Origin of the sequence: Nesterenkonia sp. HG001, from assembly GCF_034438835.1 — a bacterium.
GTDB classification, from domain to species: Bacteria; Actinomycetota; Actinomycetes; order Actinomycetales; family Micrococcaceae; genus Nesterenkonia; species Nesterenkonia xinjiangensis.
On record NZ_JAOSZD010000003.1, the window covers coordinates 201,045 to 227,035 of the forward strand.

General features: G+C 69.6%; 21 protein-coding genes. 6 read left to right on the forward strand and 15 right to left on the reverse strand.

Annotation, left to right across the window (positions count from 1 at the left end; genetic code table 11):
• Positions 1–33 precede the first annotated feature (33 nt).
• From ODE13_RS06455 to ODE13_RS06480, 6 genes are all read right to left on the reverse strand, one after another.
• Positions 34–2,091 carry a beta-galactosidase gene (locus tag ODE13_RS06455; RefSeq protein ID WP_416210586.1) on the reverse strand — a complete coding sequence of 686 codons (2,058 nt, stop codon included), beginning with the start codon at positions 2,089–2,091 and terminating at the stop codon, positions 34–36.
• A gap of 130 nt (positions 2,092–2,221) precedes the next feature.
• A complete protein-coding gene (locus tag ODE13_RS06460; RefSeq protein WP_322478525.1) occupies positions 2,222–3,532 on the reverse strand; it encodes an ABC transporter substrate-binding protein in 1,311 nt (436 codons plus the stop codon).
• 118 nt (positions 3,533–3,650) lie between these two features.
• The gene (locus ODE13_RS06465; protein ID WP_322478526.1) at positions 3,651–4,547 is read right to left on the reverse strand and encodes a glycoside hydrolase family 43 protein; all 897 of its coding nucleotides are present in this window, start codon (positions 4,545–4,547) and stop codon (positions 3,651–3,653) included.
• Positions 4,548–4,554: 7 nt separating this feature from the next.
• The gene (locus ODE13_RS06470) at positions 4,555–6,264 is read right to left on the reverse strand and encodes an MGH1-like glycoside hydrolase domain-containing protein (protein WP_322478527.1); all 1,710 of its coding nucleotides are present in this window, start codon (positions 6,262–6,264) and stop codon (positions 4,555–4,557) included.
• Positions 6,257–7,603: an ABC transporter substrate-binding protein gene (locus tag ODE13_RS06475; protein WP_322478528.1), complete on the reverse strand. Its 1,347-nt coding sequence runs from the start codon at positions 7,601–7,603 to the stop codon at positions 6,257–6,259. The genes ODE13_RS06470 and ODE13_RS06475 overlap by 8 nt, the downstream gene beginning before the upstream one ends.
• A 108-nt stretch (positions 7,604–7,711) precedes the next feature.
• Positions 7,712–8,599 carry a helix-turn-helix domain-containing protein gene (locus ODE13_RS06480; RefSeq protein ID WP_179541266.1) on the reverse strand — a complete coding sequence of 296 codons (888 nt, stop codon included), beginning with the start codon at positions 8,597–8,599 and terminating at the stop codon, positions 7,712–7,714.
• A 91-nt stretch (positions 8,600–8,690) separates the two neighbouring features.
• Between ODE13_RS06480 and melA the strand changes: the two genes are divergently transcribed.
• The 4 genes from melA to ODE13_RS06500 all read left to right on the forward strand — a co-directional run bounded on the left by melA (position 8,691) and on the right by ODE13_RS06500 (position 13,268).
• The gene (gene melA / locus ODE13_RS06485) at positions 8,691–10,139 is read left to right on the forward strand and encodes an alpha-galactosidase (RefSeq protein WP_322478529.1); all 1,449 of its coding nucleotides are present in this window, start codon (positions 8,691–8,693) and stop codon (positions 10,137–10,139) included.
• A 3-nt stretch (positions 10,140–10,142) separates the two neighbouring features.
• A complete protein-coding gene (locus ODE13_RS06490) occupies positions 10,143–11,462 on the forward strand; it encodes a sugar ABC transporter substrate-binding protein (RefSeq protein WP_322478530.1) in 1,320 nt (439 codons plus the stop codon).
• Between the two features lie 124 nt (positions 11,463–11,586).
• Positions 11,587–12,426, forward strand: coding sequence for a sugar ABC transporter permease (locus ODE13_RS06495; protein ID WP_322478531.1), 840 nt, complete (start codon positions 11,587–11,589; stop codon positions 12,424–12,426).
• Positions 12,423–13,268, forward strand: coding sequence for a carbohydrate ABC transporter permease (locus ODE13_RS06500; protein ID WP_322478532.1), 846 nt, complete (start codon positions 12,423–12,425; stop codon positions 13,266–13,268). The genes ODE13_RS06495 and ODE13_RS06500 overlap by 4 nt, the downstream gene beginning before the upstream one ends.
• 7 nt (positions 13,269–13,275) lie before the next feature.
• Here ODE13_RS06500 and ODE13_RS06505 read toward each other — a convergent pair whose 3' ends face one another.
• From ODE13_RS06505 to ODE13_RS06515, 3 genes are read right to left on the reverse strand one after another with little or no spacing between them, the layout of a single operon-like run.
• A complete protein-coding gene (locus tag ODE13_RS06505) occupies positions 13,276–14,355 on the reverse strand; it encodes a Gfo/Idh/MocA family oxidoreductase (protein WP_322478533.1) in 1,080 nt (359 codons plus the stop codon).
• Positions 14,356–14,372: 17 nt separating this feature from the next.
• Positions 14,373–15,065: a ThuA domain-containing protein gene (locus tag ODE13_RS06510; RefSeq protein ID WP_322478534.1), complete on the reverse strand. Its 693-nt coding sequence runs from the start codon at positions 15,063–15,065 to the stop codon at positions 14,373–14,375.
• 32 nt (positions 15,066–15,097) lie between these two features.
• The gene (locus ODE13_RS06515; protein ID WP_322478535.1) at positions 15,098–16,273 is read right to left on the reverse strand and encodes a Gfo/Idh/MocA family oxidoreductase; all 1,176 of its coding nucleotides are present in this window, start codon (positions 16,271–16,273) and stop codon (positions 15,098–15,100) included.
• Between the two features lie 110 nt (positions 16,274–16,383).
• Here ODE13_RS06515 and ODE13_RS06520 point away from each other — a divergent pair, with 110 nt between their 5' ends.
• A complete protein-coding gene (locus ODE13_RS06520; RefSeq protein ID WP_179541272.1) occupies positions 16,384–16,716 on the forward strand; it encodes an ArsR/SmtB family transcription factor in 333 nt (110 codons plus the stop codon).
• A complete protein-coding gene (locus tag ODE13_RS06525; RefSeq protein ID WP_322478536.1) occupies positions 16,716–17,105 on the forward strand; it encodes a VOC family protein in 390 nt (129 codons plus the stop codon). The genes ODE13_RS06520 and ODE13_RS06525 overlap by 1 nt, the downstream gene beginning before the upstream one ends.
• Positions 17,106–17,120: 15 nt before the next feature.
• Here the strand turns inward: ODE13_RS06525 and galK are convergent, their stop codons facing one another.
• The 6 genes from galK to ODE13_RS06555 all read right to left on the reverse strand — a co-directional run bounded on the left by galK (position 17,121) and on the right by ODE13_RS06555 (position 25,966).
• Positions 17,121–18,293: a galactokinase gene (galK, locus tag ODE13_RS06530; RefSeq protein ID WP_322478537.1), complete on the reverse strand. Its 1,173-nt coding sequence runs from the start codon at positions 18,291–18,293 to the stop codon at positions 17,121–17,123.
• Entirely contained in the window at positions 18,290–19,396 is a 1,107-nt protein-coding gene (gene galT / locus ODE13_RS06535; protein WP_322478538.1) for a galactose-1-phosphate uridylyltransferase, read from the reverse strand. Before galT ends, galK begins: the two co-directional genes overlap by 4 nt.
• Positions 19,393–20,190, reverse strand: coding sequence for a DeoR/GlpR family DNA-binding transcription regulator (locus ODE13_RS06540; protein WP_322478539.1), 798 nt, complete (start codon positions 20,188–20,190; stop codon positions 19,393–19,395). The genes galT and ODE13_RS06540 overlap by 4 nt, the downstream gene beginning before the upstream one ends.
• Before the next feature lie 84 nt (positions 20,191–20,274).
• The gene (locus ODE13_RS06545) at positions 20,275–22,617 is read right to left on the reverse strand and encodes a beta-galactosidase (RefSeq protein ID WP_322478540.1); all 2,343 of its coding nucleotides are present in this window, start codon (positions 22,615–22,617) and stop codon (positions 20,275–20,277) included.
• A 167-nt stretch (positions 22,618–22,784) separates the two neighbouring features.
• The gene (locus ODE13_RS06550) at positions 22,785–24,041 is read right to left on the reverse strand and encodes a sugar ABC transporter substrate-binding protein (protein WP_322478541.1); all 1,257 of its coding nucleotides are present in this window, start codon (positions 24,039–24,041) and stop codon (positions 22,785–22,787) included.
• A 341-nt stretch (positions 24,042–24,382) separates the two neighbouring features.
• Positions 24,383–25,966: a serine hydrolase gene (locus ODE13_RS06555; RefSeq protein ID WP_322478542.1), complete on the reverse strand. Its 1,584-nt coding sequence runs from the start codon at positions 25,964–25,966 to the stop codon at positions 24,383–24,385.
• Positions 25,967–25,991 lie beyond the last annotated feature (25 nt).

The following is a 25,991-nucleotide window of genomic DNA, read 5'->3' on the forward strand; positions in this document are numbered from 1 at the left end:
TGTCAGCGGCAGTCGCGTGGCGGTGCTGAAACCTCAGCAACCCTCCGCGACGACGGCGACCTCCCCCGCTCGCACGGTCAGCTCACCGGCCACCTCGGCTCCGGTGATCAGTTCGCGACCGTGGGCGGTGATGACGGCGTCCTGCGCCGTGTGGTTGAGCACGAAGAGGTACGCTACTCCGTCCTCGCCATGGCGGCGCACCGCCTCGACGTCCTCCGGCGCCTCGGCCTCGGGGGCCACCCCGGCCTCCTCCAGGACGGAGTCGACCAGCTGGCGCAGCGTGGCAGCGTCGGGGCGGGTGCCCACGTACCAGGCGGCGCCGGCGCCGAGAGGACGCCTCGTCACCGCCGGATGCCCGGCCAGCGGCCCCTCGGCCCAGCTGCGCACTGCCGTGGCACCCTGGTCCGGCACCAGATGCGTCTTTTCCGCCCAGAACTCGCCGCGCCCGCCGTCGTCGAGAGCGTGGGAGTCCCGCCCCTGCAGAGTCCAGAACTCCTCGGTGCGGATGCCCAGCAGCTCGCGGAACGCCCCGGGGTACCCGCCGAGGCGGACGGCGTCGTGCTCGTCGACGATCCCGCTGAAGAAAGTGATCAGCACTGAGGCCCCGGCCTCGGCGGCATCGGCCAGCGCTTGGGCGTGCTCGTCGCGCACCAGGTACAGCGAGGGCACCACGATCGCGCGATACCCGCTGAGGTCCGCCGAGGGATGGACGACGTCGACCGTCACCCCCGCCTGCCACAGGGCGCGGTACCAGTGCATGACCTCCTCCGGATAGGAGAAGTCATTGCGCGGATGGGAGTCCAGCTCGGAGGCCCACCAGGCCTCATAGTCGAAGAGGACGGCCGTCTGCGCGCGCACTGTGGATCCCCGCACCGGCTCCAGCGCCTGCAGGATCTCGCCGAGCCGCACGGTGGTGCGGAAGACGTCGGTGTCGGCGCCGGCATGCGGGACCATCGCCGAGTGGTACTTCTCCGCGCCGGCGGCGGACTGCCGCCACTGGAAGAACATCACCGCATCCGCACCGCGGGCCACATGGGACAGCGAATCGCGCAGCATCTCATCCGGCGACTTGGTCCGGTTGCGCAGCTGCCAGTTCACCGCACTGGTGGAGTGCTCCATGAGCATCCAGGGCCGACCGTCGGCCACGCCGCGGGTCAGGTCCGCGCTGAAGGCCAGCTCGATGTGCCGCTCGTCGTCATCGGCGATCGTGTAGTGATCGGTGGCGATGACATCCATGTCCGCCGCCCAGGCGAAGTAGTCCATGTGCTTGGACCGCGTGGTGCACATGAAATTGGTGGTCACCGGGACAGCGGGGGTCAGCTCTCGCAGGATGGCCTTCATGTCTCGGAAGTAGGCCAGCAGCTCGTCGGAGGAGTACCGGTGGAAGTCCAGGTTCTGCGTGGGGTTGACGAACATCGGCGCCTTGCGGGGCGGCAGGATCTCGTCGAAGCTGCTGTAGCGCTGGGACCAGAACGCCGTGCCCCAGGCGCGGTTGAGCTCCTCGACGGTGCCGTATCGGGCCTCGAGCCAGGAGCGGAACGCCGCGGCGGCGTCGTCGGAGAAGTCATGGGCGTTGTGGCAGCCCAGCTCGTTGTCCACATGCCACAGCGCCAGGGCAGGGTGGGCGGCGTAGCGCTCGGCGACCGCCCTGGTCATCCGCAGCGCATAGTCGCGGAAGACCGGGGAGGAGATCGAATAGGCCTGCCGGGCACCGGGCCAGAGGGTCGAGCCGTCGGCGTCCTGGGGCAGGATCTCAGGGTGCCGGTGAGTCAGCCACGGCGGCGGGGAGGCGGTGGCGGTGGCCAGCGCCGCGGAGACGCCGCGGGCGTGGAGTCGATCCAGGACGTCGTCGAGCCAGCCCCAGTCATACTCGCCCTCGCGGGGTTCGAGCATCGCCCAGGAGAAGATGCCGACGCTGACCAGGTTCACCCCGGCCTGCCCCATCAGCTCCACATCCTCGAGCTGAACCTCCAGGGGCCACTGCTCAGGGTTGTAGTCACCGCCGAAGGCCAGGCCGGGGACGGCGGGCCAGTCGAGCGAGGTGGTGTCGCGGGCGGTGGCGTCGTGCTCCGAGGCGGTCATGCGTCTCATCTCCTGGTGGTGGGGCCGGATGTGCATCAGTCCCCGTCTTCTTCGCTTGTCCCCGTGGAATTCCACGGGGACAAGCGAAGACGACGGGGACGAAACGCGTGATCAGCGGGGAAGGGTCAGCGGGGAAGGGTCAGCGCAGCTCGGTCTCCATCTCGGAGATCATCTGCGCGGCGGCGTCCTGCGGGGACTGACGCTCGAAGAACACCTCGAGCTCGTAGCGCTGCAGGATCTCCTGCATCGCCGAGAAGCCCATGGCCGGAACCGGCTCCGGCTCGCCGATCTCGTCGTCGATGTCCTCGATGAACTCGGCCGAGGTCAGATCCGCACCCTCGATCTGTCCCATGACGGCCTCGCGGACGTCCAGGTTGGTGGGCAGGCCACGGTCGGTGAGGTTGGCCTCGCCAGCCTCTTCGGAGTTGATCATGAAGTCGACGAACTGCTGCGCCTCCTCCGGGTGGTCGGTGGTGGCCGCCACCGACATCAGCATCGTGGACTTGAACCACATGCCATTGTCCTCGGCACCCCCGGTGTGGGACGGCATGCGGAGCGGCACCAGCTCGGTGCCGGCGGCGCCGGACATCGCGGAGAGCTGGTTGGTCCACCACATGCCCATCGCCACCTCGCCCGAGGCGGTCATGGACTCGTCCGGACCGGGAGTCTGGTCCTCGGCGATGACGGAGGCGCCCGGGTAGCCGCCCTCCTCCATGAGCTCCAGGAGGTGCTCGAAGTACTCGGCGGCGTCATCCTCGGTGAAGCCGAGCTCGCCGTCGTCGGTGGTCAGATGCTTGTCCTGCTGGCGGAGCCAGATCTGCAGGTCGGCAGGCTGACCGGGGCCGGTGGCGCCATAGACGCCGTCGACGTTCTCCGAGATGGCAGAGGTGATCTCCAGGTAGTCGTCCCAGGTCCAGGTGGAGTCATCGGGCATGTCCACCCCGGCCTCCTCGAAGATCTCCGGGTTGGCCATGAGCACCATGGCGTTGATACCGGTGGTGATGCCGATCAGCCCGTCCTCGGTGCGGCCGTTCTCCAGGACGTCCTGGTCCAGGGCGGAGGTGTCGACCTGATCCAGGTCCAGCAGGGCGCCACGGTCGGCGTACTCGCGCAGATAGGCGTCGTCCATCTGGATGATGTCCGGCATGTCTGTGGCGGCGGTCTGGGTGGCCAGCTGATCCCAGTAGCCGGACCAGTCGCCGAACTCGGCGGAGACGGAGATGCCGGGGTTCTGCTCCTCGAAGGCGTCGATGATCTCCTGGGTGGCCTGGTGGCGAGAGTCCGAGCCCCACCAGGCGAAGCGGAGCTCGACGTCGCCGCCGTCGTCACCGCTTCCTCCGCAGGAGGAGAGGGTCAGGGCGCCGACGGTGGCGGCCGCTGCGAGGGTGGCGAAGCGGCCGGTGCGGCCGGTCATACGCGAATGGGGGCTGGGCATGAGGGAGAACTCCATCTGAGGATGCTGACAGGGGCGCCCCGATCCCGGGGCGTTGAAACGATTTTCTCTCACGATAGATGTGACCGCACTCACCTGTCAACGCAGGCGGGAAAGCGCAGTCCAACTGTCCCCATCACCGCACTCGCAGTCCGCCTGAGACCTCCTCGAGCTCGATGAAGACCGCCCGCTCCTCCGGCGTCCGGTTCGGAGTGTGCAGGGTCAGCAGCAGGCGGCCGTCCAGAGCCCGGAAGATCATCCCGTGGCCGCCGTCGGCCTCGTAGAGGGGATGCGGCTCATGCCGCCACGGACCTCTCACGGTCCCTGACTCCGAGACCGCCACCCCTTGGGCGTAGCGGCCGCCGCGGAAGCTGGCCCACAGCATCAGCAGAGCACCGTCAGCGGTGCTGTGCAGGAAGGGCCCGTCCGTGACATGACCGCTGCCGTGTCGCCTCGAGTGCACCGGCTCGGACCAGGGAGCCTCGGAGGCGGCGAACAGTAGGACCGGCTCGCCGTCGGCTGCCCGGAGGTCCTCGGTCAGCGGCACCGCGCAGATGGTCCCGTCTCCGACCTGGACCCATTCGTGGCAGAACACCATCCAGGGCCGGCCTGCCTGATCCACATGGAGGGTCCCGTCCAGGCATTCCCAGTCAGGCGGGGTGACCGGCCCGTCGCTGTGCGGCACGTAGGGGCCCTCCGGCCGGTCGGCGACCAGGATCGCGGTGCCGCGGCGACTGATCGCAGCACCCGGACCGGAACTCGGCCCGAAGGTCGCGAACATGAACCAGCGCCCGCGGTGCTCATGGACCTCGGGCGCCCAGTACTCTGTCTGCGACCAGAAGCCCTCCGGCGCGCGGAACGCCGGCTCCGGGCCCTCCCAGTCGTGCAGATCGGCGGAGGTGTAGACGTCGAAGCCGGTGGCCCGCCCCTTCCAGATGTCGGCGTCGGTGGAGCCGAAGAGCAGGTGCCGGCCTCGGGCGGGATCGGGTAGCACATACGGGTCACGGATCTGGATGTCCTGGATGCTCAGCACGGGCCCATCACCGCCCGTGCCGCGGCGCGATGAACTCGGGCCCGCCACGGTCGACGACGACGCCGGCCTCCCAGCGGATGCGCTCATCCGGGGCCACCGTCAGCTCCTCGGTGCCGCCTCCGGGAGCACCGGGGCCGTCCAGCCGTCCGGTCACCGGATGCGGGGCCACACCGACGACGGCGGTCACCGCGCCGAGGCCGTCGAGCTCCACCCGCCAGCCACGAGGGATGCTCAGGTGCTCGACGCCCTCACGCAGCAGCACCGTGCCGACGTCATCGGAGAGCGCCTCCCACGCGGTGCCGGTCACGCGGCGCGAACAGGCCACCGCCTGCGCGGCCGCACCGTGGTCCAGCCGGGTGGGCGCCAACGAAGTGACCGCGAACCCACCGAGGGGCAGCGGCAGGACCCCGCAGAGCCGCTCCACGGCGTCGAGCATCCACAGCACCGCAGGCGAGTAGCCCGAGGTGTAGCCGGCCTCCCCGCTCCAGGGGTCCAGACACTGCGGGAAGCTCTCGGCCACGGCCAGCGCGGTCAGCACCGGCCGGGTGACCACGGCGAGCTCGGCGGGGCGGCCGTGGTGCTCGAAGGCGTGCGGGGCGCGGATCATGGTCAGGAAGTTCACCGGCCCGCCCCAGGAGTTGCGGGTGTGGTCGGCGTCGAACCGGGGGTCGTCCATGGCCAGGGAGGTGAACCCGTAGTGGGCGAGGAACCGGGCGGTGTTGAACAGGTGACGACGCAGCGCCTCGGCGAAGAGATCGCCGTCGCCGACCTCGCAGGCGAGCACGCGCAGCAGCACGTCGCCGAGCACCCGCACCGGCTCGCCGGTGGCATCGAGGTCGTAGAAGGTGCCGTCCTCGGAGTTCCAGCACTGGGCGAACAGCGCCTCGAGGCTGGTGCGCGCCGCCTGCCGCCACGGCTCGGGGTCCTCTCCGAGCTCCAAGGCGATGAGCGCCAGATACGCCCGCTGGCAGGCGACGTTCGCCGTGAGGTCCGGTGCCACATAGGGCACCCCGGGCGCTTCGGGGTCGCAGCGGGAGGCCTCGCCGTCCAGGCAGCGGTCCGGAGCGAACCAGAACCGCGGGGAGAGGTCATGGCCGGTGTCGAAGGTGCAGAACGCCTCGACGCCTCCGGTGCCGCGGGTGTTCCGATGGCGGGCCAGCCAGTCGTCGTTGCGGCTCATCGCCGCGTACATGCGGCGCAGCCAGGCGGCGTCTGCTCCGGCGCCCGGGCCGGCCTCCGCACCGTGCAGCCGATGGTGGGTCCACACGGACCGTGCCAGCGGAGTGACGATCTGGATCTGGCTGAAGGCCGGGCCGTCCTGGGTGACCTTGTACGAGATGAGCCCGTCCTCGCGCTGATGCTCGGCCCAGAGGCTGAAGGTGTGGGTGGCCACCTCCGGGACGAACCGCGAGAGCACCTCCGCACTGATGGTGCCGGTGGACTCGATCCAGGCGCCGTCGTAGGCCCCGCCCTCATGCAGCACCGGCACCCCGCGCTGATCACGGATGCAGGCGTCCAGCTCGAGCATCGCCTGCTTCCAGCGCCGCTGCAGCGGACCGCCGACGGCGGCGAACCCCGCCCCGGTCTGAGCCAGCCCGCCGGCCAGCGTGGAGCTCAGAAGGGAGCGATCAGGCGAGCGGAGGCGGGTGAGCGCCTCGGTCAGCCCCGGACGCAGGGCCTGGTCAGCATGGTCTCGACGTGCCGAGTGGTCACTCAAGGACGCCCTCCATCTCCCGATACACACTCTCCGCGGCCTCCTGCGGACTGAGCCGCTCGAAGTACAACTCGTCCTCGTAGCGCATCATGATCTCCTGCAGCGAGGAGAAACCCAGCGTCGGGATGGGCTCAGGGCCGGCGATGTCGTCCTCGATCTCCTCGATGAAGTCCGCGGAGACCAAGTCCTGACCCTCGATCGCCTCCAGCACGGCCTCCCGCACCTCCTGGTTGGCCGGCAGGCCACGGTCGGTGAGGCCCAAGAGGCCGGCGTCGACGTCGTTGACCATGAAGTCGATGAAGAGCTGCGCCTCCTCCGGGTGCTCGGTCTGCGCGGAGGCGGAGAGGAACATGGAGGATTTGTACCAGTGGCCGCTGTCCTCGGCCCTGCCCGTCTGGCTCGGGAATCGCAGCAGCTCCATGTCGACTCCGGCCGACTCGGAGATGCCTGCCAGGGAGCTGGTCCACATCGGCGCAAGGGCCACTCGACCGGTATGGATGAGCTGTTGCTCAGGGTCCGCCCCGCGGTTCTCCGCCATCACGCCGGCGGCGGGCATCGCCCCGGCGTGCATGAGCTCCAGCCAATACTCGTAGTACTCGGCGAGGTCCCCGACGTCGAAGCCGAGCTCGCCGTCGTCGGTGGTGAGGTGCTTGTCCTGCTGCCGCAGCCACACCTGGAACCCTCCGGGCTCATTGGTCTCGTTGGTGCCGTAGGCGTCGTCGAGATTCGCGCTGAGCTCCTCAGTGATCTCGGCGAAGTCCTCCCAGGTCCAGGTCGTGTCATCCGGGATGTCCACCCCCGCCTCCTCGAAGAGCTCCGGGTTGGCGCCCAGGGCCAGCGAGTTGATGCCGGTGGTGATCCCGAACAGCCCCTCCTCGGTGCGACCGTTGTCCACCGAGTCCTGGTCGATGCCCGAGGTGTCCACCTCGGTGAGGTTCAGCAGGGCACCGCGATCCGCGTACTCGCGCAGGTACTTGTCATCCATCTGGATGATGTCCGGGGCGTCACCGCCCGCGGTCTGCGTGGCCAGCAGCTCCCAGTGCCCCCCGAAGTCCGAGTAGGCGCCTTCGATGCTGATATGCGGGTGCTGCTCCTCGAAGGCATCGATGATCGCCTCCGACTGCTCCACCCGCAGCCCGCTGCCCCACCAGGTGAAACGCAGCTCGATCTCCTCATCGGCGGAGCCGTCGGCACCGCCAGCGTCGGCGTCGGAGGAGCAGGCAGTCAGCGCCAGTGCGGCCACGACGGCGAGCGCGGCCGTGGTGCGAGCAGCGGGGCGTGAAGCGGTCCGAGACAGGGGGCGATCGGATGCGCAGGGGATGCTGGACAGGGGCCTGGCCATGGCGGGAGCCTTCCGGAAGGGTGCCGCCCGATGATGGGCGACACGCTGATTTAATCGTTTCATGAGACTATTTGTGACCCGCTTCACCGGTCAACGCCCAGGGCCATGTCAGTGCGACATGAAGTCATACCGGCGGCGATACCCCGACGGAGAAGTGCCGACGTCGCGCTTGAAATGCACATAGAAGCTGCTCTGCGAAGAGAACCCGGACGCGTGGGCGACGTCGGCGGCCGACCAGTCGGTGGTCAGCAGCAGCCGCTTCGCCTCGGCCAGCCGACACATGGTCAGATACTCGGCCACCGTCATGCCCAGCACCTTCTTGAACACGCCCATCGCATAGGTGGGCGAGAGGTGGACCGCACCGGCGGCGTCGGAGACCGAGACCGGAAGCCGGTGATGCGCGGCCAGGTAGCGGGCCATGGCCACGGCGTGCTCGGCCGCACCCTGCCCGGAGTGCGCCGCACCCTCAGGCTCCTGCGGCGCCCCGCACGTCCCGCCCGACGCACCCGCCGCCGCCCCGGACCTGCGATGGCCGGCGAGCACGCGCCGCACCAGCGCCTGCGCCTCGAGCAGGGCGATCTCGGCGTCATCGCCGGCCAGCTCGGTGCGCCAGACCTCGAAGAGGTCCACCACGCGGACCGGGACCTCCTGAAGCGGGACCACCACCGGACGCATCCGCAGCAGCGTGCCGATCTCCTGCTCACCCAGACCCCAGCCGAGCACCGTACTCAGGGGCAGATGCACCCAACAGACGTCCGCTTCGCCCGGATCGATGAGCCGATGCGGGAAGGCGGCCCAGAACAGCGCGATCTCGCCCGGGCCGATGGAGATCCGCCGCCCGCCGAGCAGGTAGTCCAGCCTGCCGCGGACCACGATGTTGATCTCGAGATCATCATGACGGTGGGCGCGCTCCATGGCCGGAGGCCGCCCGCGCCGGACCCAGATGGCCGGTGGGATGTCCTGCACGTCGAGCATGCCGAGTGTGTCCTGAATCACTCGGACCACCCTACCCGGAGAGGAGGATCCGGGAAATTCTCCCGACTTCGACGGAGGCTCCTTCAGCATCGGCAGGCCTACTGTGACTTTCATGACCCACGTCACAGCCGAAGCTCCCGCCCCCGCCCTCGACGACCACGCACCCGCCGGACCCCGGATCGCCATCATCGGCGCCGGCGGGTTCGTCTTCCCCTTCCGCCTCATCGGCGATCTCATCAGCTTCCCCGCACTGCGCGGCGCCACCCTCGCCCTGATGGACATCGATCCCGGCCGACTCGACCGCGTGGCCACCGCCGCCCGGCGACTCGTGGACCATCACGGCTTCCCCACCGTCGTCGAGCAGACCACTGACCGCCGCGAAGCCCTGCGCGACGCCGACGTCGTCATCATCACCTTCCAGGTGGGCGGCATCGACTCCTACCGGCACGACGTCGAGATCCCGCGGCGCCACGGCATCGACCAGGCCGTGGGAGACACCCTGGGCCCCGGCGGAGTGTTCCGCTTCCTGCGCTCCGTGACCGCTTATGAGGCGATCGCCGAGGACGCAGTGGAGCTGTGCCCGGACGCGCAGTTCATCAACTACGCCAACCCCATGGCCATGGCCACGGCCTATCTCAACGCCAGAGAACTGCGCACCGTGGGACTGTGCCACAGTGTGCAGGGCACCACCCGGATGCTGGCCCGCACCCTCGGAGTGCCTTATGACGAGGTGACCTTCACCAGCGCCGGCATCAACCACCAGGCCTGGATCCTCTCCTTCCGCCGCGGGGACGAAGACCTCTACCCGCGGCTGCGGGACGTCATGGGCGGCCGGCATCAGCGCGGCCGGGCGGCGTCATCCCTCACCGCCGACGACGGCGACCACAGCGGCGAGGCCGAGGCGGCCAGCGACTACGAGGGCGGCAACGAGCAGGTCCGCACCGCGATCATGCAGACCTTCGGGCATTTCCAGACCGAGTCCAGCCACCACGCCTCCGAGTACCTGCCCTATTTCCGCAAGAACCCCGAGCTGGTGGAGGAGTACATCCCCAGTCGCTGGGACTACTTCGAGATCTGCGCCGCCCACGACGCCTCCGGGGACCTCGGCGACCAGCTGGCCGAGCTCAAGGCGGAGCTGAAGCCTTCGCTGGAGTACGGGGCGATCATCGTCAACTCGATGATCACCGGAGAGCCGGCCGTGGTGCACGGCAACGTGCCCAACAGCGACGCCGGCTTCGCCCCCGGCGCGCAGGGATCGGTCATCACCAACCTGCCGGCGACGGCCTGTGTGGAGGTGGCCTGCCTGGTGGACGGCGCCGGCCTGCGCCCGACCCGATTCGGCGACCTGCCCCCGCAGCTGGCCGCGGTGAACCGGACCAACGTCAACGTGCAGGAGCTCGCCGTGCGCGCCGCGCTGGAGGGATCACGCGAACACGTGCATCACGCCGTCGCCCTGGACCCGCTCACCGCCGCGCTGCTCACCGTGGAGGAGATCCACCAGATGACCGAGGAGCTGCTCGCCGCGCATGCGGAGCTGCTGCCGGAGACGCTGCGGAGCTGAGCGATGCCCCTGCACCGAGAAGGACGGACACGATCATCGACAGGAGATCGTGGACCGACCCGGCGGCGGTTCATCGCGCTCGCCGGCATCTCCGCAGCCGGCGCCCTGGCCGCCTGCACCGGCGAACCCACCGGGACGACCCACCTGAGACTCTCGTCCTGGAACATCCCTCTGGACCTCGAGTCCTACCAGCAGATGGCCGACGAGTTCGTCGCCGACCACCCCGGGACCTCCGTCGCCGTCGAGGTGACCACCGGTCAGTTCCACCAGTGGTTCATCACCCGGCTGGCGGCCGACCTGGCCCCGGACATCATCCGCATCACGCCACAGCAGATCGGACGATACGCCGCCAACGGCAGCCTGGTGGACCTCTCCTCGGCGATCCCAGACAGCTATCGGCAGGACTACTCGGACGCCTTCTGGGCCATCGGGGACCGGGAGGACGGCCTCTACGGCGTCTTCCAGCACACCGACAACTTCATCACCTACTACAGGCATGACGTGATGGAGACGATCGGCGTCACCCCGCCGGGGAGACTCCAGGACGCCTGGACGTGGCAGGAGTTCCTTGAGATCACCGAGGAGGCCAGGAAGGTCACCGGCGGCTACGGGTTCGGCTACGGCTGGACAGGGCCAGAGACCGCCTACCGGTGGATGCCTCTCATCCACCAGAACGGCGGCACGTTCCTGGGCGACGACGGCGAGACACCTTCTATGGACACGCCGGAGGCGATCGAGGCGCTCTCGTTCGGGCGGCGCTGGTACGCCGACGGCCTGGTCTCCCCGGGGAACATGGCCAAGTCCGGTGGCGGGGACGTCGCACGGAACCTCTTCCTGACCGGCCAGATCGGCCTCATGCTCAACAACCCGGAGTCCATCGCTCAGCTGGACGAGGAGATGCCGGACGAGTGGGGCACCACGTACATGATCAGGAACTCCCAGGAGGCCTCCGACCTCGGAGGAAACGCATTGGCCGTCACACGCTCGTCCAAGCACCCTGAGCTCGCGGCCGAGCTGGTCGCCCACATCACGAGTCGCGAGAAGGTCATCACGTTCTGCCAGCACGGGAACTGGCTCCCCGCACGCGCCTCGCTCGACGCCGATGACATCGGATACTCCGCCCACCCGGAGACGATGCAGCGGTTCATCGACCAGGGCACGACCATCCCGATCGAGATGGTCCGCGCCCAGACAGGTCGCTTCTTCAGCTCCCTGAACGCCGTGTTCGCCGACTTCCTCGACCTGTGCTTCCTCGGTGAGCTCTCACCGGACGAGACGGCCCGACAGATGATGGAGGCGATGGAGAGTGTCACTGATCAGTGAAGCCCCACGGCGGGCCCCAGGCCGCCCGGCGGACCAGGAGGCCGTCCCCGCTGGCCGAGCAGGCCGAGCAGGCCGCCCAAAGCAGCTCCGACGACGCCGCCGACCTCGCACCACGGCCCCCTACGTGTTCATCGCCCCGGCGGCGGTGCTGTTCCTGACCTTCGCGCTGCTGCCGATCATCATCGCGGTGACGCTCAGCTTCCAGGAGACCACGGCACTCGGAGGCGGTGACTGGGTGGGCCTGGACAACTACGCGACGATGACGCAGGACCGCCTCCTGATGACCGCGCTGACGAACACGCTCGTGTTCACCGTCGGAACCGTCCCGACCTCCATGGGGATCGGACTGGCGCTCGCCGTCGCGCTCAACCGAAACCTCCCGGGACGATCGATCCTCCGAGCCGCGTTCTTCGTCCCGATGGTCGCCGCCGGCGTCGTGGTCGGCGTCGTGATGTCCTGGATATTCCATGGCGACTACGGGGTCGTCAACAACGTCCTCGCAGCTCTCGGAGTCGACCGGGCACCCTGGCTGACCTCGCCGCAGCTGGCCATGTTCACGCTCATCGCCGTCGTCGTCTGGACGCGCATCGGATTCTGCATGGTGATCTATCTGGGCGCCCTGCAGTCGGTGCCCACCGAGCTCCAGGAGGCCGCGACGGTGGACGGGGCGTCCGCCTGGACCCGCTTCCGCAGCATCACCTGGCCCCTGCTCGGCCCGACGACCTGGATCCTCCTCATCCTGAACGTGGTGTTCTCCATCCAGGCCTTCGACGTCATCTACGTCATGACAGGAGGCGGGCCCGGGTTCTCCACGACAGTGCTGATCCAGTACATCTTCCGGTCGGCGTTCGCCGACGCCCGCATGGGATACGCCGCGGCACTCGGCCTGCTCCTCGTGGCGATCCTCCTGGTGTTCACCGTCCTGAGACAGCGTGCCGCACGACGCGCAGAGGAGATCGCATGAGAACCGGCGACCCCAGAACCAGCCGCCGCAGACGCCGCTGGGCCCTGACGGCAGCCCTGGCGGCGCTGGCCGTCGTCATGGTGTTCCCCATCTACTGGATGGCCGTCACCGCCTTCACGCCCGGGGGACAGTCCCAGTCCCAGGAGCCCTACCTGTGGCCCACGGAGTCCACCACGCAGAACTTCACCGAGGTCTTCACCGAGCAACCCGTCTGGCAGTGGCTCGGGAACTCGCTGTTCATCGCAGGGCTGGGCACCGCACTGAGCGTCTGCGTCTCCCTGGGAGCCGGCTACGCCCTCGCGAAGTTCCGCTTCTGGGGCCGGGGCGTCATCTACGCGTCCTTCCTGGTGACGATCATGATGCCCATCCAGGTGACACTGGTCCCCGCCTTCCTCATCGTCGCCCGCATGGGCCTGGTCGACTCTCCGTGGGCGGTGATCCTGCCGACTCTGTTCGACGTCGTCGGCATCTTCATCGCCAGGCAGTACATGCTCGGCCTTCCCGACGCGCTGTTGGAAGCCGCAAGGCTCGACGGCGCCGGCGAGTTCAAGACATTCATGAAGGTGGTGCTGCCCACCTGCGGACCCCTGGTCGGCGTGCTGGTCATCCTCGGCTTCATGACCCGATGGAACGACTTCCTCTGGCCCCTGGTGGTGCTGCAGGGCAATGAGAACCTCACCGTGCCGGTGGGACTGTCCACGCTGACCAACAATCCTGCCTTCAGCTCCCCGTGGGGTGCGGTGATGGCCGTGGCCACGGTGACGGTCCTGCCGCTGCTGGCGGTGTTCCTGATCTTCCAACGGCAGTTCGTCCAGGGGATCGCCAACACCGGGATCAAATGAGGGTCGCTCATCCGGAGCTGAGCGGGACCGGCTCCGGGCGCTTCGCCGTGGTGGTCATGACGACGGCGCGGCCCGACTCGGCAGAGGCCAGCAACCCCTCCATGACCTCCAGCACGTGGAGGCCCAGCTCGCCCTGGGACCGGCCCTTCCGGGGGTCCCCGTCCCAGGCGCCGGACCAGAGCAGGTCAGCGATCCCGTACCCCCGGGAGGCTCCCCGGTAGCCGGCGGAGACGGGCAGCTCCTGCCACGGGGCTCCTCTGCGGGCCAGGGAGACCGTTCCGTCGAAGTGGTTCGGGTCCGGCACCGCCAGCGCCCCCTCCGTGCCCTGGATCTCGATCGGCGCCGCGTGGGTGGCGGCGCCGTCGAAGCTCATCACCACAGTGGAGACGGCGCCGCCGGCGTGGACGAGGGCCCCGGTGACGTGGCTCGGCGTCGTCACCGGGATGCGCTCGCCGGTGCGTGGACCGGAACCGATGATGCGTTCGTCCCGCAGGGCGCTGGCCGCGCCGATCACCTGCTGCACCGGCCCCAGCAGGGTGACCAGGGCGGTGAGGTAGTAGGGGCCCATGTCCATCAGGGGCCCGCCGCCGGGCTGGTAGTAGAAGTCCGGGTTCGGGTGCCAGGCCTCGTGCCCGGGGATGATCAGCGTGGCCGTGGCGCTCGTCGGGGTGCCGATGCGGCCGGCGTCGAGCGCGGCACGGGCGGTCTGCACGCCGCTGCCCAGCACGGTGTCCGGGGCGCTGCCGATCACCACCTGCGCCCGGCGCGCCTGGTCGAGCACCTCGCGCCCGGCCGCGACGTCGGCCGCGAAGGGCTTCTCCACGTACACACCCTTGCCCGCGCGGATCGCCGCCGAGGACACCTCGGCATGGGCCTGAGGGACCGTCAGATTGAGCACGACGTCGACGTCGGCACGGCCGAGCAGCCCGTCCAGGTCCTCGGCCGCCGCGCCGTGGGCGGTGGCCACCGCCTCGGCCCGGCTCAGGTCCAAGTCGGCGACGGCCGTGAGCTCGAGAGCGTCCAGTCGACTGATGGTCTTCAGGTACTGGCCGCTGATGTTCCCCGCACCGACCATGCCGATGCGCACGCGGCCGCCCTTCCCGTTCACCGGCTGGCCCACAGCATCCCCCGCTCAATGATGGTGCGCACACTGGGGTGCTCCAGGACCTCCACCCGATGGCCGGGGGTGGAGACGAAGATCCTCCCCTTCCCCCACCGGCGGGTCCAGATCGCCGGATTCACATGGGGGCGCTCCCACTCATCGAAGCTGCGGCGCGGCAGGGTGGTGGTGGCCAGCACGTCGATCAGGTCGTCATGGAGCACCCAGTACTGTTCGGTGACCAGCTCGAAGCTCTCCAGGCCGCGGGTGATCGGGTGGTCCTGCGCCTCAGGCAGGATGTCCACGCGGTAGGGGATGTAGAAGTCCGACTGCTTCCCGGTGCGTTCGGCCGGGGGCACGGGCGGATGGTGGGCGAACTGCCCGCCGATGAGCTGCAGGTAGGCGTCGCTGCTCCGATACGAGTCCGCGATGCCTCCGTGCCAGCCGGCCAGCCCGGCACCGCCGGCGACGGCGGCCCGCAGCCCCTGGACCTGGTCCTTCTCGATGGTGGACATGGTCATGCACTGCACGATCAGGTCCACCCCGGACATCGTGTCCTCCTCGGCGTACACCGCCGGGGACTCGTGCACCTGGCAGTCGTAGCCGCTCTGCCTCAGGAACGGCAGAAACAGCTCGGTGGCCTCCACAGGCTGGTGGCCCTCCCAGCCGCCACGGACGATGATCGCTCTCTTGGTCATGGTGTCTCCTCTGGGGATCGTCGGCCGCCGCGTCAGCGGGCCACGGGCGTGTAGCGGCTGGCATCAGCCGCGCTGGCCTCCACCGCATGGAGGACTCGCTGCACGTCCAGCGCCTCCTGGAAGTCCGGCCGGGCAGGCTCCTCCGTGTCCAGGGCGGTGAGCACATCGGCCACCTGGTGGACGAAGAGGTCCCCGTAGCCCAGTCCGTGCCCGACAGGCCACCAGTGGTCCGTGTACGGGTGGACGGCGTCGGTGACGTGGATGGTGCGGAACCCCTGGGCCTCTTGGGGGTCCGCGCCGTCGAAGTACTCGAGCTGGTTCATCCGCTCGAAGTCGAAGGCCACCGATCCCTTGTTGCCGTTGATCTCCAGGCGGTTGGCATTGCGTCGGCCGAGCGCGAACCGGGTGGCCTCGAAGACTCCGACGGCCCCGCCGGAGAATCGAGCGGTGAAGGCGGCGGCGTCGTCGACGGTGACCGGGCCCCGCTCCCCGGACAGGTCCCCCGCGCCTCCGAGCCCCTGGGATGAGCCGGAGACCGGACGGGAGGTCACGAAGGTGTGCATCAGTGCTGAGACACCCTCGATGTGCTGGCCGCTGACCCATTGCGCGGCGTCGACGGAGTGGGCGCCGATGTCGCCCAGCGCCCCGCTGCCCGCGGTCTCCTTGTCCAGCCTCCAGGTCAGCGGGGCATCGGCGTCGGAGAGCCAGTCCTGCAGATACTGAGCCCGGACGTGCCGGATCTCCCCGAGACGACCCTCCTCCACGAAGCGTCGGGCCAGCGCCAGGGCGGGGGTGCGACGGTAGCTGAACCCGCAGAAGGTGCGGACCCCGCGCTGGGCGGCCTGGGCCGCGGCGGCCGCCATCGACTCCGCCTCGGCCACGGAGTTCGCCAGCGGCTTCTCGCAGAGCACGTGCTTGCCGGCGGCCAGCGCCGCCTCGGCGATCGCCGCATGGGTGTCTCCGGGAGTGCAGATGTCGACGACGTCGATGTCCGGCCGGGTCACGGCGGACCGCCAGTCGGTCGCGATCTCGGGGATGCCCAGGCGGTCGGCGGCAGCCTGGGTGCGTGCCTCGTCCCGCCCGACGAGCAGCGTGGCCTCGGGCTGCCGGGGCAGATCGAAGAAGCGCGGCGCCGTGCGCCACGCATGGGCATGGGCGGCACCCATGAAGGCATGACCGATGATGGCGATCCGCACTGGCTCGGGCACTCTGGACTCCTGATGAAAATACGTACAGTGGCGAAACTAACTCTATCGATACATCGGCCGCCCCACCAGGCCTTGACATGCAAGTAAGCTCTTGCCTAATCTCTGGTGGCATGGCCGACGTCTTCAAAGCCCTCGCCGACCCCACGCGCCGGGCGATACTCGACGGACTCACGGAGAACGAGGAGCAGACGCTGTTCGAGATCTGTTCGCGGCTCTACGCGACCCAGCGGCTGAGCTCCTCGCGACAGGCGATCTCCCAGCACATCTCCGTACTCGAGGAGTCCGGCCTGGTGGAGACCTCCCGCCGGGGCCGCTACAAGCTCCACCGCATCAACACGGCGCCGCTGGAGCCGATCGTGACGCGCTGGCTGCGACCGACAACGCCGGCCCCGACTGCCGACACGCCAGAGACACCCCCACCCACACCCGAGGAGAACCCCTGATGAGACTCCACCAGTTCAGCGTCCTGGTCGACGACCAAGACACGGCACGCACGTTCTACACCGAGATCCTGGGCTTCCAGGTGCGCCATGACATTCCGATGGGCGAGGCGCGGTGGCTGACCGTCGTCTCTCCGGAGGACCCCGACGGCACCGAGCTGGTCCTCGAGCCCAGCATGCATCCGGCCGTCCCTCCCTTCAAGGAAGCCCTGGTGGCCGACGGCATCCCCTTCACGTCCTTCGCCGTGGACGACGTCCACGCGGAGCACGCGCGCCTCACCGGCCTGGGCGTGGAGTTCACCCAGCCCCCGATGGACGTCGGCCCGGCCATCATGGCGGTGCTGGACGACACCTGCGGCAATCTCATCCAGCTCCTCCAGCACAAGACGTGAACGCCCGCCGCGGGCTCACAGCACCCTGCGGGCCCCGTCGGCCGGGGGCGCCCGGAAGACCGCAGGGGCGCTGAAGCCGACCTCGGCGAAGGCGGCCGTCACGGCCTCCTCGACCTGTTGATGCACGCCCAGCGGTGCCAGTGCGATCACACAGCCGCCGAAGCCCCCACCGGTGATCCGGGCGCCGAACACCCCGGCGCCGGAGACGACGTCGAACGCCAGGTCGATCTCTGGGACGGTCACCTCGTAGTCGTCCCGCAGGGAGAGATGGGAGCCACGCATCCGCTCCCCCACGCCGGCGAGGTCTCCGTCGCGCAGCAGGTCCACAGCCTCGGAGACTCGCCGATTCTCGGTGATGACATGCCGGGCACGATGCCGCAGCGTCTCATCGGTCAGCGGTGCCAGCAGCTCCGCCACCTCGGTCTCGGTGTCGCTGAGCTCCCGCAGGGACGTCACGCCGAGCGTGTCCGCGGCCTCCTCACACTGCCGGCGGCGCTCGGCGTACTCGCCGTCTACCAGCCGGTGCGGGGCGCGGGTGTCGATCACCAGCACCTCTGCGTCGCCCGTCGGCGCCAAAGGGACCAGGGTCGGCGTCAGCGAGCGCGTGTCGAAGAGCACCGCATGCCCGGCCTCGCCGAGCATCGAGATCATCTGATCCATCAGCCCGCAGGGCATGCCGACGAAGTCGTTCTCCACCAGCTGGGCGATGCGCGCCAGCGCCAGCGGCTCCAGCACGGTACCGGAGAGCTCGACGACGGCCAACCCCACCGAGCACTCCAGCGCCGCCGAGGAGGACAGCCCGGCCCCGTGCGGCACCGTCGAGTCGATCAGCAGATCCACGCCGACGACGGCGACGTCGGCCTCGCGCAGGCCCCAGCACATGCCGGCCACATAGGCGGCCCAACCGTCCACACTGCCCGGGCGCAGGCCCTCCAGGGCGAACTCCGCAGTCTCCTCGGTGAAGAGCGAATGCACCCGTACCTGGCCGTCGCCGCGCCGACGAGCGGCCACATAGGTGGACTGCGGAAGGGCGAAGGGCAGCACGAAACCCTCGTTGTAGTCCGTGTGCTCGCCGATCAGGTTCACCCGGCCTGGTGCGGCCCAGACGCCGTCGGGATCCTGGCCGAAGACCTCCCGGAAGCCGCTCTGCAGCGCCTGTGCCCGGACGCGGTCGTCCTGCTGGTTCACGTCGTCCCTCCCGATTCGCGCAGCCGCTGAGCCATCTGCTCCGGCGGGATGTCATTGATGAACACGCCTACCCCGGACTCCGAGCCGGCCAGATACTTGAGCTTGTTCTCCGCCCGGCGGATGGAGAACAGCTGCAGGTGGAGGCGGAAGTCCGTGTCCCCGGCAGAGGCGGGCGCCTGCTGCCAGCCCGAGATGTAGGGCAGGGCCGTGCCGAAGAGCCGGTCCCCACGCTGCAGGATGTCCAGGTAGAGGGCGGCGAAGTCATCGCGCTCGGCATCGGAGAGTTCCGGGAGGGTGCGCACCGCCCGGTGGGGCATGAGGTGGACTTCCACCGGCCAGCGCGCCCAGGCGGGCACGAACGCCGTCCAGTGCTCGGTGCGGGAGATGATGCGCTCTCCCGCGGCCTGCTCAGCGGCCAGGGTCCGGGCGAAGAGGTCCTCCCCGGTGGCCTTCCGCGTGGCCCGCGCGGACTCGAGCATCCGGGCGGTGCGCGGGGTGGGGAAGGGGTACCCGTAGATCTGCCCGTGCGGGTGGTGCAGCGTCACGCCGATCTCCTCGCCCCGGTTCTCGAAGCAGTAGACCTGATCCACTTCGGGCAACGCCAGCAGCGCGGCCGTGCGATCCGCCCAGGCGTCGACGACGGTGCGCAGCCTGCGCGGATCCAGTTGGGCCAGCGAGGTGGTGTGCTCCGGGGTGAAGCAGACGACCTCGCAGCGCCCCGCCCCCGGGTGCCGCAGCGCGGTGAGGTCCTCCCCGGCGGCGAGCGCCTGCTCCGGCTTGTCCAGCGGCAGCTCCGGACCTCCGGCCAGCGAGGGGAACCGATTCTCGAAGACGACGACGTCATAGTCGTCCTGCGGGATCTCGGTGGCCCGCTCGTCGGTGGTCGGGCACAGCGGGCACAGGGCCGTGGCCGGCTTGTGCGTGCGGTGCTGGCGCGCCGCCGCCACCGCCACCCATTCCCCCAGGTAGGCGTCCCAGCGCAGCTCGGAGCCTCCGCCGGGGCGGACGATGTCTCGGGTGTCGTGGACGGTGCGGGTGCGGGGGACGTCGTCGTAGAAGAAGATCTCGCGGCCGTCGGCGAGGGTGGCCTGGGTTCTGTTCACCGGTGCTCTCTCCTGAGTGGGCGGGGTCCGACGAGGATGACCTCGTCGATGTGGTCGCGCAGGGCGGCGGCCGCCTCCTCGGAGAGCGCGTCGTCGAGGATGACGGTGTCGACGTCGGCCAGTTCGGCGAAGGTGGAGATGCCCAGCACCCCCCACTTGCTGTGGTCCGCCAGGACGATCCGACGCTGGGCGGTGGCGAGCAGCGCCCGGTTGGTCTCGGCCTCGAGGAAGTTGGGGGTGGTGAACCCTTCTGGGACGGCGACCCCGTGGGCGCCCAGGAAGGCCAGGTCGACATGCAGCGTGCGCAGCGAGGCCGCCGCCAGGGGGCCCACCAGGGCGTCTGAGGGAGTGCGAACTCCGCCGGTGAGGATCACCGTGCGGTCCGGCCGGGGGTCGGCCTGGAAGACGTCGGAGATGCGCGTGGAGTTGGTGACCACAGTGAGGTCCTCGACGGCACGCAGCCGGCGGGCCAGCGCCCAGGTGGTGGTGCCGGCAGAGAGCGCCACGGAGGTCCCGGGCTGCACGAGCTGGGCGGCCTCTTCGGCCACGGACGCCTTCTCCGCCTCCATCTGCACCGACTTGACCTCGAAGCCGGGCTCCTCGGTGCGGCGTGTCTGACTGAGCACGGCGCCGCCGTGGACCTTGACGACCAGGCCGCGTCCGGCGAGCGCATCGAGGTCACGCCGGATGGTCATGTCGGAGACGCCGAACTGGTCCACCAGTTCGGTGACGCTGACGGCTCCTCGGCTCTGGACGATCTCGGTGATGCGGGTCTGACGCTGAGCTGCCAGCATATGGGTGCCTCACTGGGTCGAGTAACGCGTATCACAGCTATTGAACCATCACATTCAAACATGAATCAACACGAACGCGACAGTTCAGCCCGTGACCACCACCCGTTCGCGTCGGATGAGTCGGGCCGACCGCACCACGACACCGTCCTCCACCTCCCGTACTGACGGATGGACCCACACGCCTGTTGCGGCGCACCAGGGCAGCAGCTCCAGGGTCAGCGGACCACGCCGGAGCGCATCCCGCCACGGAGTCAGATCGATCTCCCACTCCCGGCCATGCCAGAAGTGGTCACTGATCAGCCGGTCCCCGAGTCGAGCACGGCCGACGTCGCCGGTCCAGTCCACGCGCAGGAGCAGCTGTCCGGACCCTTGGCCCCCGTCCTCCAGATGCTCCTCGGGGATCGACAGCTCCACGAGCGCGGCGCCGCTGAAGTCCGTGGGAGCCGCGAGCCTCTCCTCCGGGCCGCCCACCCTGGGCTGCGGGGCCGTCGCCGGCAGGACCAGACTGCGACACAGCACCTCCTGCTGCCCCGCTCGCGGCGCGGACACCAGCCGACGCCGCCACCGCGGCAAGGTGCCGGCGCCCTGCCAGACGTCGAGCGTCACCTCGGGCTCCTCGGTGTGGACCACCAGCCGGGTCGCGGCGGGGCGCACCGAATCAGCGGGCACCGGCTCAGCGTGCACCGGCTCAGCGTGCACCGGGGCGGAGCAGAGCACCATCGACTCCCGGCCGTCCACGGGCAGCACGGCGAGCTGGTCGGCGGTGGCCTCGTCGAGGATCAGCAGGCGGACGCTCCCGCAGGTCAGCAGGACCTCCGGACCGGGGTCGGCGGTCAGCTCGACGAACGTGTCGCCGTCATCGGTGCCGGTGGCACGGCACGGACCGGAGACCTCCACCACCCCGGCGAGCAGCAGCTGCACCGGGATCCCGCGCCGCGCCGTGAGCACGACGACGGCGCCGCCCTCCTCCTCGAAGCGGGTCAGCAGCTCCGCGGTGGCGCTGACCAGCCGGGTACGGTCATTCAGCGGTAGGTTCACCGGCCACACGGTGGAGATGCCGGCCGGCAGATCCACCGGCTCATGGGGCACCAGCTGGGAGGAGTCCAGCCCCTGCTCGGGACCGAGGCGCAGCTGCAGGGCGGGCTGAGGGTCGAGGTGGCCGTCGGGGACGTAGGTGCTGAGGAAGAGGTAGCCGGAGTCGCCGTCGGAGCGGACCGCCCAGCGCAGGCTGTGCGAGTCCTCCGCGGACCCGCCCCCGACCCGGCTGCGCATCGCGGCCAGCCGGTGCCCGTCCGCGGCGAGCCACAGGTGCTGGCGCCGCAGCATCTCGTAGTGCGGACGGACGCGGCCGTGCTCCCCGATGGGTGCACCGAAGTCGTAGCTGATCTGCGGGACGTCGTTGGGGTAGCCGGTGGCCTGCGACTCCTGCTCGCCGTCGGGATGCGCGGCTCCGCCCCCGAACGGGTTGCTGCCGCCGGCGTACATGTAGAAGCCCTGCCACACGGAACCGCTGCCGATGGTGGCCAGGGCGAGGGCGGCCACGTCCTCCCCGCTGACCAGCGGGCGTCGGTGATAGGCCACGTGCATGCCGCCGCCGAGCTCACAGGTGAGGAAGGGGGTCTGCGGGTCCGGGGACTGCGGAGCAGTCGGGAGCGGTGCCGCGGACGGTGAGACCGGCGTGGCCTCGGCGGCCAGTGCCCGGGCGACGTCGTCGCCGACTCCGAGATCATCGCGGACCTCCTCGTAGTGAAAATGGACCCGGCAGAACGACGGCCATGCGGTCAGCGAATCCGCCCAGAACCCGTCCGCGTAGCCGCTGCACACCGGCAGCAGGCTCTCAGGCAAGCGGGCGCCGCCCCATCCGGTGGCGGTCCACAGCGGGACCTGCAGCCCCAGCTCCTCAGCCATGGTCCGGAGGGTGGCCAGATGCTCGGGCTGATCTGCCAGCTCGTTCTCGATCTGAGCGGCGATGACCGGGCCGCCGTCGTCGTGGGTCAGCCCTTCCAGCTGGGCGACGATCTGCGCGTAGAAGGCACGCACCCGCCCCAGGTACTCCGGATGGTCGCGCCGGGTGGGGACTCCCGAGCCCACCAGCCAGTCCGGGAAGCCGCCGTGGCGCACCTCGCCATGGGACCAGGGGCCCAGGCGGACGACAACTTCGAGCCCGTGGGCCGCCGCACGGCGGATGAAGCGCCTCAGGTCACGGGGCCCGGACCAGTCGAACTCCCCGGGACGAGGCTCATGGTGTCTCCAGAAGACGTAGGTCGCCACCGAGGTGAGCCCGCCGGCGCGGGCCAGGCCCAGCACGTCCGACCAGCGCTCCGGGGAGATGCGGCTGTAGTGGATCTCCCCGGTGACGGGGAACCAGGGCACACCGTCCCGGGCGATCCAGCGCGGGGTGACGGTGATGTCGGCGGACGGGTTCATGCTCCTCCTGGTGCTGGGTCCTGCTCGTGCTGGGTCCTACTCGTACTGGATCCTGCTGGTGCTGGCCGGGCATGCGAGCAGGGCGGCCCCTCTGCTGAGGGACCACCCTGAGGGCTCATCCGAACCCTGACCCGCAGTCGCGGTCTCGACCGAGCCGAGGCGACTGATCAGCGCAGCTCGGCCTCCATCTCGGAGATCATGTTCTCCGCCGCGTCCTCGGGCGACTGGCGGTCGAAGAACACCTCCATCTCGTAGCGGTAGATGATGTCCTGCAGGCCGGAGAAGCCGAGCGACGGCACCGGCTCCGGTCCGGCCAGCTCATCCTCGATCTCCTCGATGAACTCGGCGGAGGTCAGGTCCGGACCCTCCAGCTCGGGCAGGATGGCCTCCCGCACCGAGTTGTTCCCGGGCAGGCCACGGTCCACCAGGTTCAGCAGCCCGGCCTCCTCGGAGTTGACGAAGTAGTCGATGAACAGCTGCGCCTCTTCCGGGTGGTCGGTGGTGGCCGAGGCCGACATCAGCATCGAGGACTTGTACCACATGCCGTTGTCCTCCGCGCTGCCGGTGCTGCTGGGGAACCGCAGCAGCTCCAGGTCCACCCCGGCGGCCTCAGAGAGGCCGTTGATCTGATTGGTCCACCACGGAGCCATGGCGACCTGACCGGTGCCCAGCAGGGACTGGTCCGGGCCGCTGGACTGGTTCTCGGACATCACGGCGGCCGAGGGGATCCCGTCGTCCACCATGTCCAGGTAAAACTGGAAGTACTCTGCTGCGTCGGCGGCGTCGAAGCCGATCTCACCCTCGTCGGTGGTCATGTGCTTGTCCTGCTGACGCAGCCAGACCTGGAAGCCGCCGGGCTCATTGGGGTCGTTGGTGCCGTAGCCGTCGTCGAGGTTCTCGCTCAGCTCGGCGCTGATCTCGGCGAAGTCGTCCCAGGTCCACGTGGTGTCGTCCGGCATCTCGACACCGGCCTCCTCGAAGAGCTCCGGGTTGGCGATCAGGGCCAGCGAGTTGATCCCGGTGGTGATGCCGAACTGGCCGTCCTCCGTGCGCCCGTTGTCCACCGAGTCCTGGTCGAACTCGGAGACATCGACGTCGCTGAGGTCCAGCAGGGCACCTCGATCGGCATACTCCCGCAGATACTTGTCGTCCATCTGGATGATGTCGGGCATGTCTCCAGCCGCAGTCTGGGTGGCCAGCTGGTCCCAGTAGCCGTCCCAGTCGCCATACTCGTCGGCTACGGTGATGTGCGGGTGCTCCTCCTCGAAGGCGTCGATGATCTCCTGGGTGGTCTGGTGGCGTGAGTCCGAGCCCCACCAGGTGAAGCGCAGCTGGACGTCCTCGTCTCCACCCGCCTCACCCCCTCCTCCGCCGTCGGCGTCGCCGCCGCAGGCCGTCAGGGCCACGGCGGACAGGGACGTCACGGCCACAATCCTGGAAAGTCGCGTGAAGTTCTTCATAGGTTCCTCATTCATCGAACGGTACGGTGCGAAGCCCCGCCGGCCACGGTCGATGCGAGATGTGATCAGCATCACCCAGCAAGCGGTTTCCATGACTGTAGGGCGGCGGCTGACGGCGCGTCAACGACGTTCCACCGGTTCACCATTGCCGCTTCGACATGCAGTGATTCACTCCGCGTATGAACAATGCCGCTCAACTGAGCATTCGTGCATCACTGAGCCGGAGGGGGACGCCTCCCGGACAATCCGGGCCGACCAGCAGAGGCCTCTGACCTGGCCCTCTCCCGCACCTGAGCGAGGGCCGCTCACGCCTGGCGCCCGATGAGCAGCCCGTCGAACTCCTGAGCGAAGAACTCGGCCGAGGCGCGCATCCGGCACACCATCTGGGCGCCGTCGCCGACGTGGACGAGCAGCTGGATCTGCGCGAGCCAGTCCCCCACGACGTGCGCGTGGACGGAGAGCGTATTCCCGTCGAGCCAGGCCCCGGAGGTGTGCGTCTCGTAGCCGTAGCCGGGCAGATCATGCCGCGCGTGCCCGCCATACCGATAGGGGAACCTCAGGCGTCTCCCGTCCGCGGTGCGCAGCGTCAGCTCGCCGAGATCCCCGGTGGAGCGGATCTCCAGGCCGACGAGCTCCTCCCCGGCCCCAAGCGCCTCGGACTGCCTGCCGGGCCCGGTCTCGAGGGCGAAGCTGGCGCGGTAGGTGCCGGCGTCATGGGCGAGCCACATCGGCAGCGGGGCCCCGGAGACCCCGGCGAGCTCGCGTGGGGCGGTGACGTCGTCGGGAATCTCCAGCAGCGGGGCCGGACCGTCGGCCACGGGACCCGAAGCCCCTTCGCGGACCTCACCCGGGGCTGCCCCGACCTGTTCCGCGAGCGGATCGAGCAGCTCGCCCCACAGCGTGTCGTGGAGGAGCTGAGCGTCGGATTCGATGTGCTGGTTGTCCCCGGTCACGACGACGGCGGCCTCCAACCAGGGCACCACGAGCATGATCTGCCCGCCCATCCCCCAGGCGGCGAAGCTCTGCCGGCGGCATCGCCAGAACTGGTGGCCGTAGCCCAGCTGCGCCTCCGGGTGGGCGAAGCCGCCGGCGACGGTGGGCGTCTGGACACTGGTGGCGGCGCACAGGAACTCCCCGGAGATCACCTGCCTCCCGCCCGCGCGGCCCTGCTGCAGGCAGAGCTGGGCGATGCGGGCGAGGTCCCGTGGGGTGGCCAGCAGCCCGGAGCCGCCGTGGGCGACCCCGGCCGGGTTCTCAGCGACCTCTCGCCAGGTGGGATGGTGGTCGAAGGCCTCCGAGGGGAGTCCCAGGGGGCTCCGCAGGGCGCGCAGCGGGGCCTCCATGCCCAGATGCCGGCCGATCCGCTCGGCGAAGAACTCCTCGAAGGGCAGCCCGGTGAGCCGCTCCACCAGCGCGGTGAGCACCAGGGTGGCCGAGGTGTCATAGGCGAACACCGTCCCCGGCGGACGGCTGGGCGGGACGGTGAAGAAGGTGCGCACCCAGTCCGGGTCCGCGACCTGGGCGTAGGTGCTCTGCCCATGGGCCGTGCGCATGCTCAGCAGGTCCTCCACACGCATCGCCCGCACCCAGGGGTGTGCCCGGGGACGATGCTCAGGGAAGTGGTCCACCAGGAGGTCGTCCAGGGCGAGGGCGCCGTCGTCGACCAGGGCACCGACGGCGAGGGACACCAGCGACTTCCCCGCCGAGTACAGCCGATGCGGCCGCTCGGGACCGTAGGGGAGCCAGTAGGTCTCGTGCCGGAGCTGCCCCTGGTGGACCGCCAGGAGCGAGTGCATGACCAGCCCGTGGGCCTGCAGCCGCGGGATCAGGTGCCCCTCGACCCGCTGACGGAACCAGTCCGCCGTCGGGGACTGCGGTCGGTGCGGCATGGGGACTCCTGGGACAGAGGCGGGG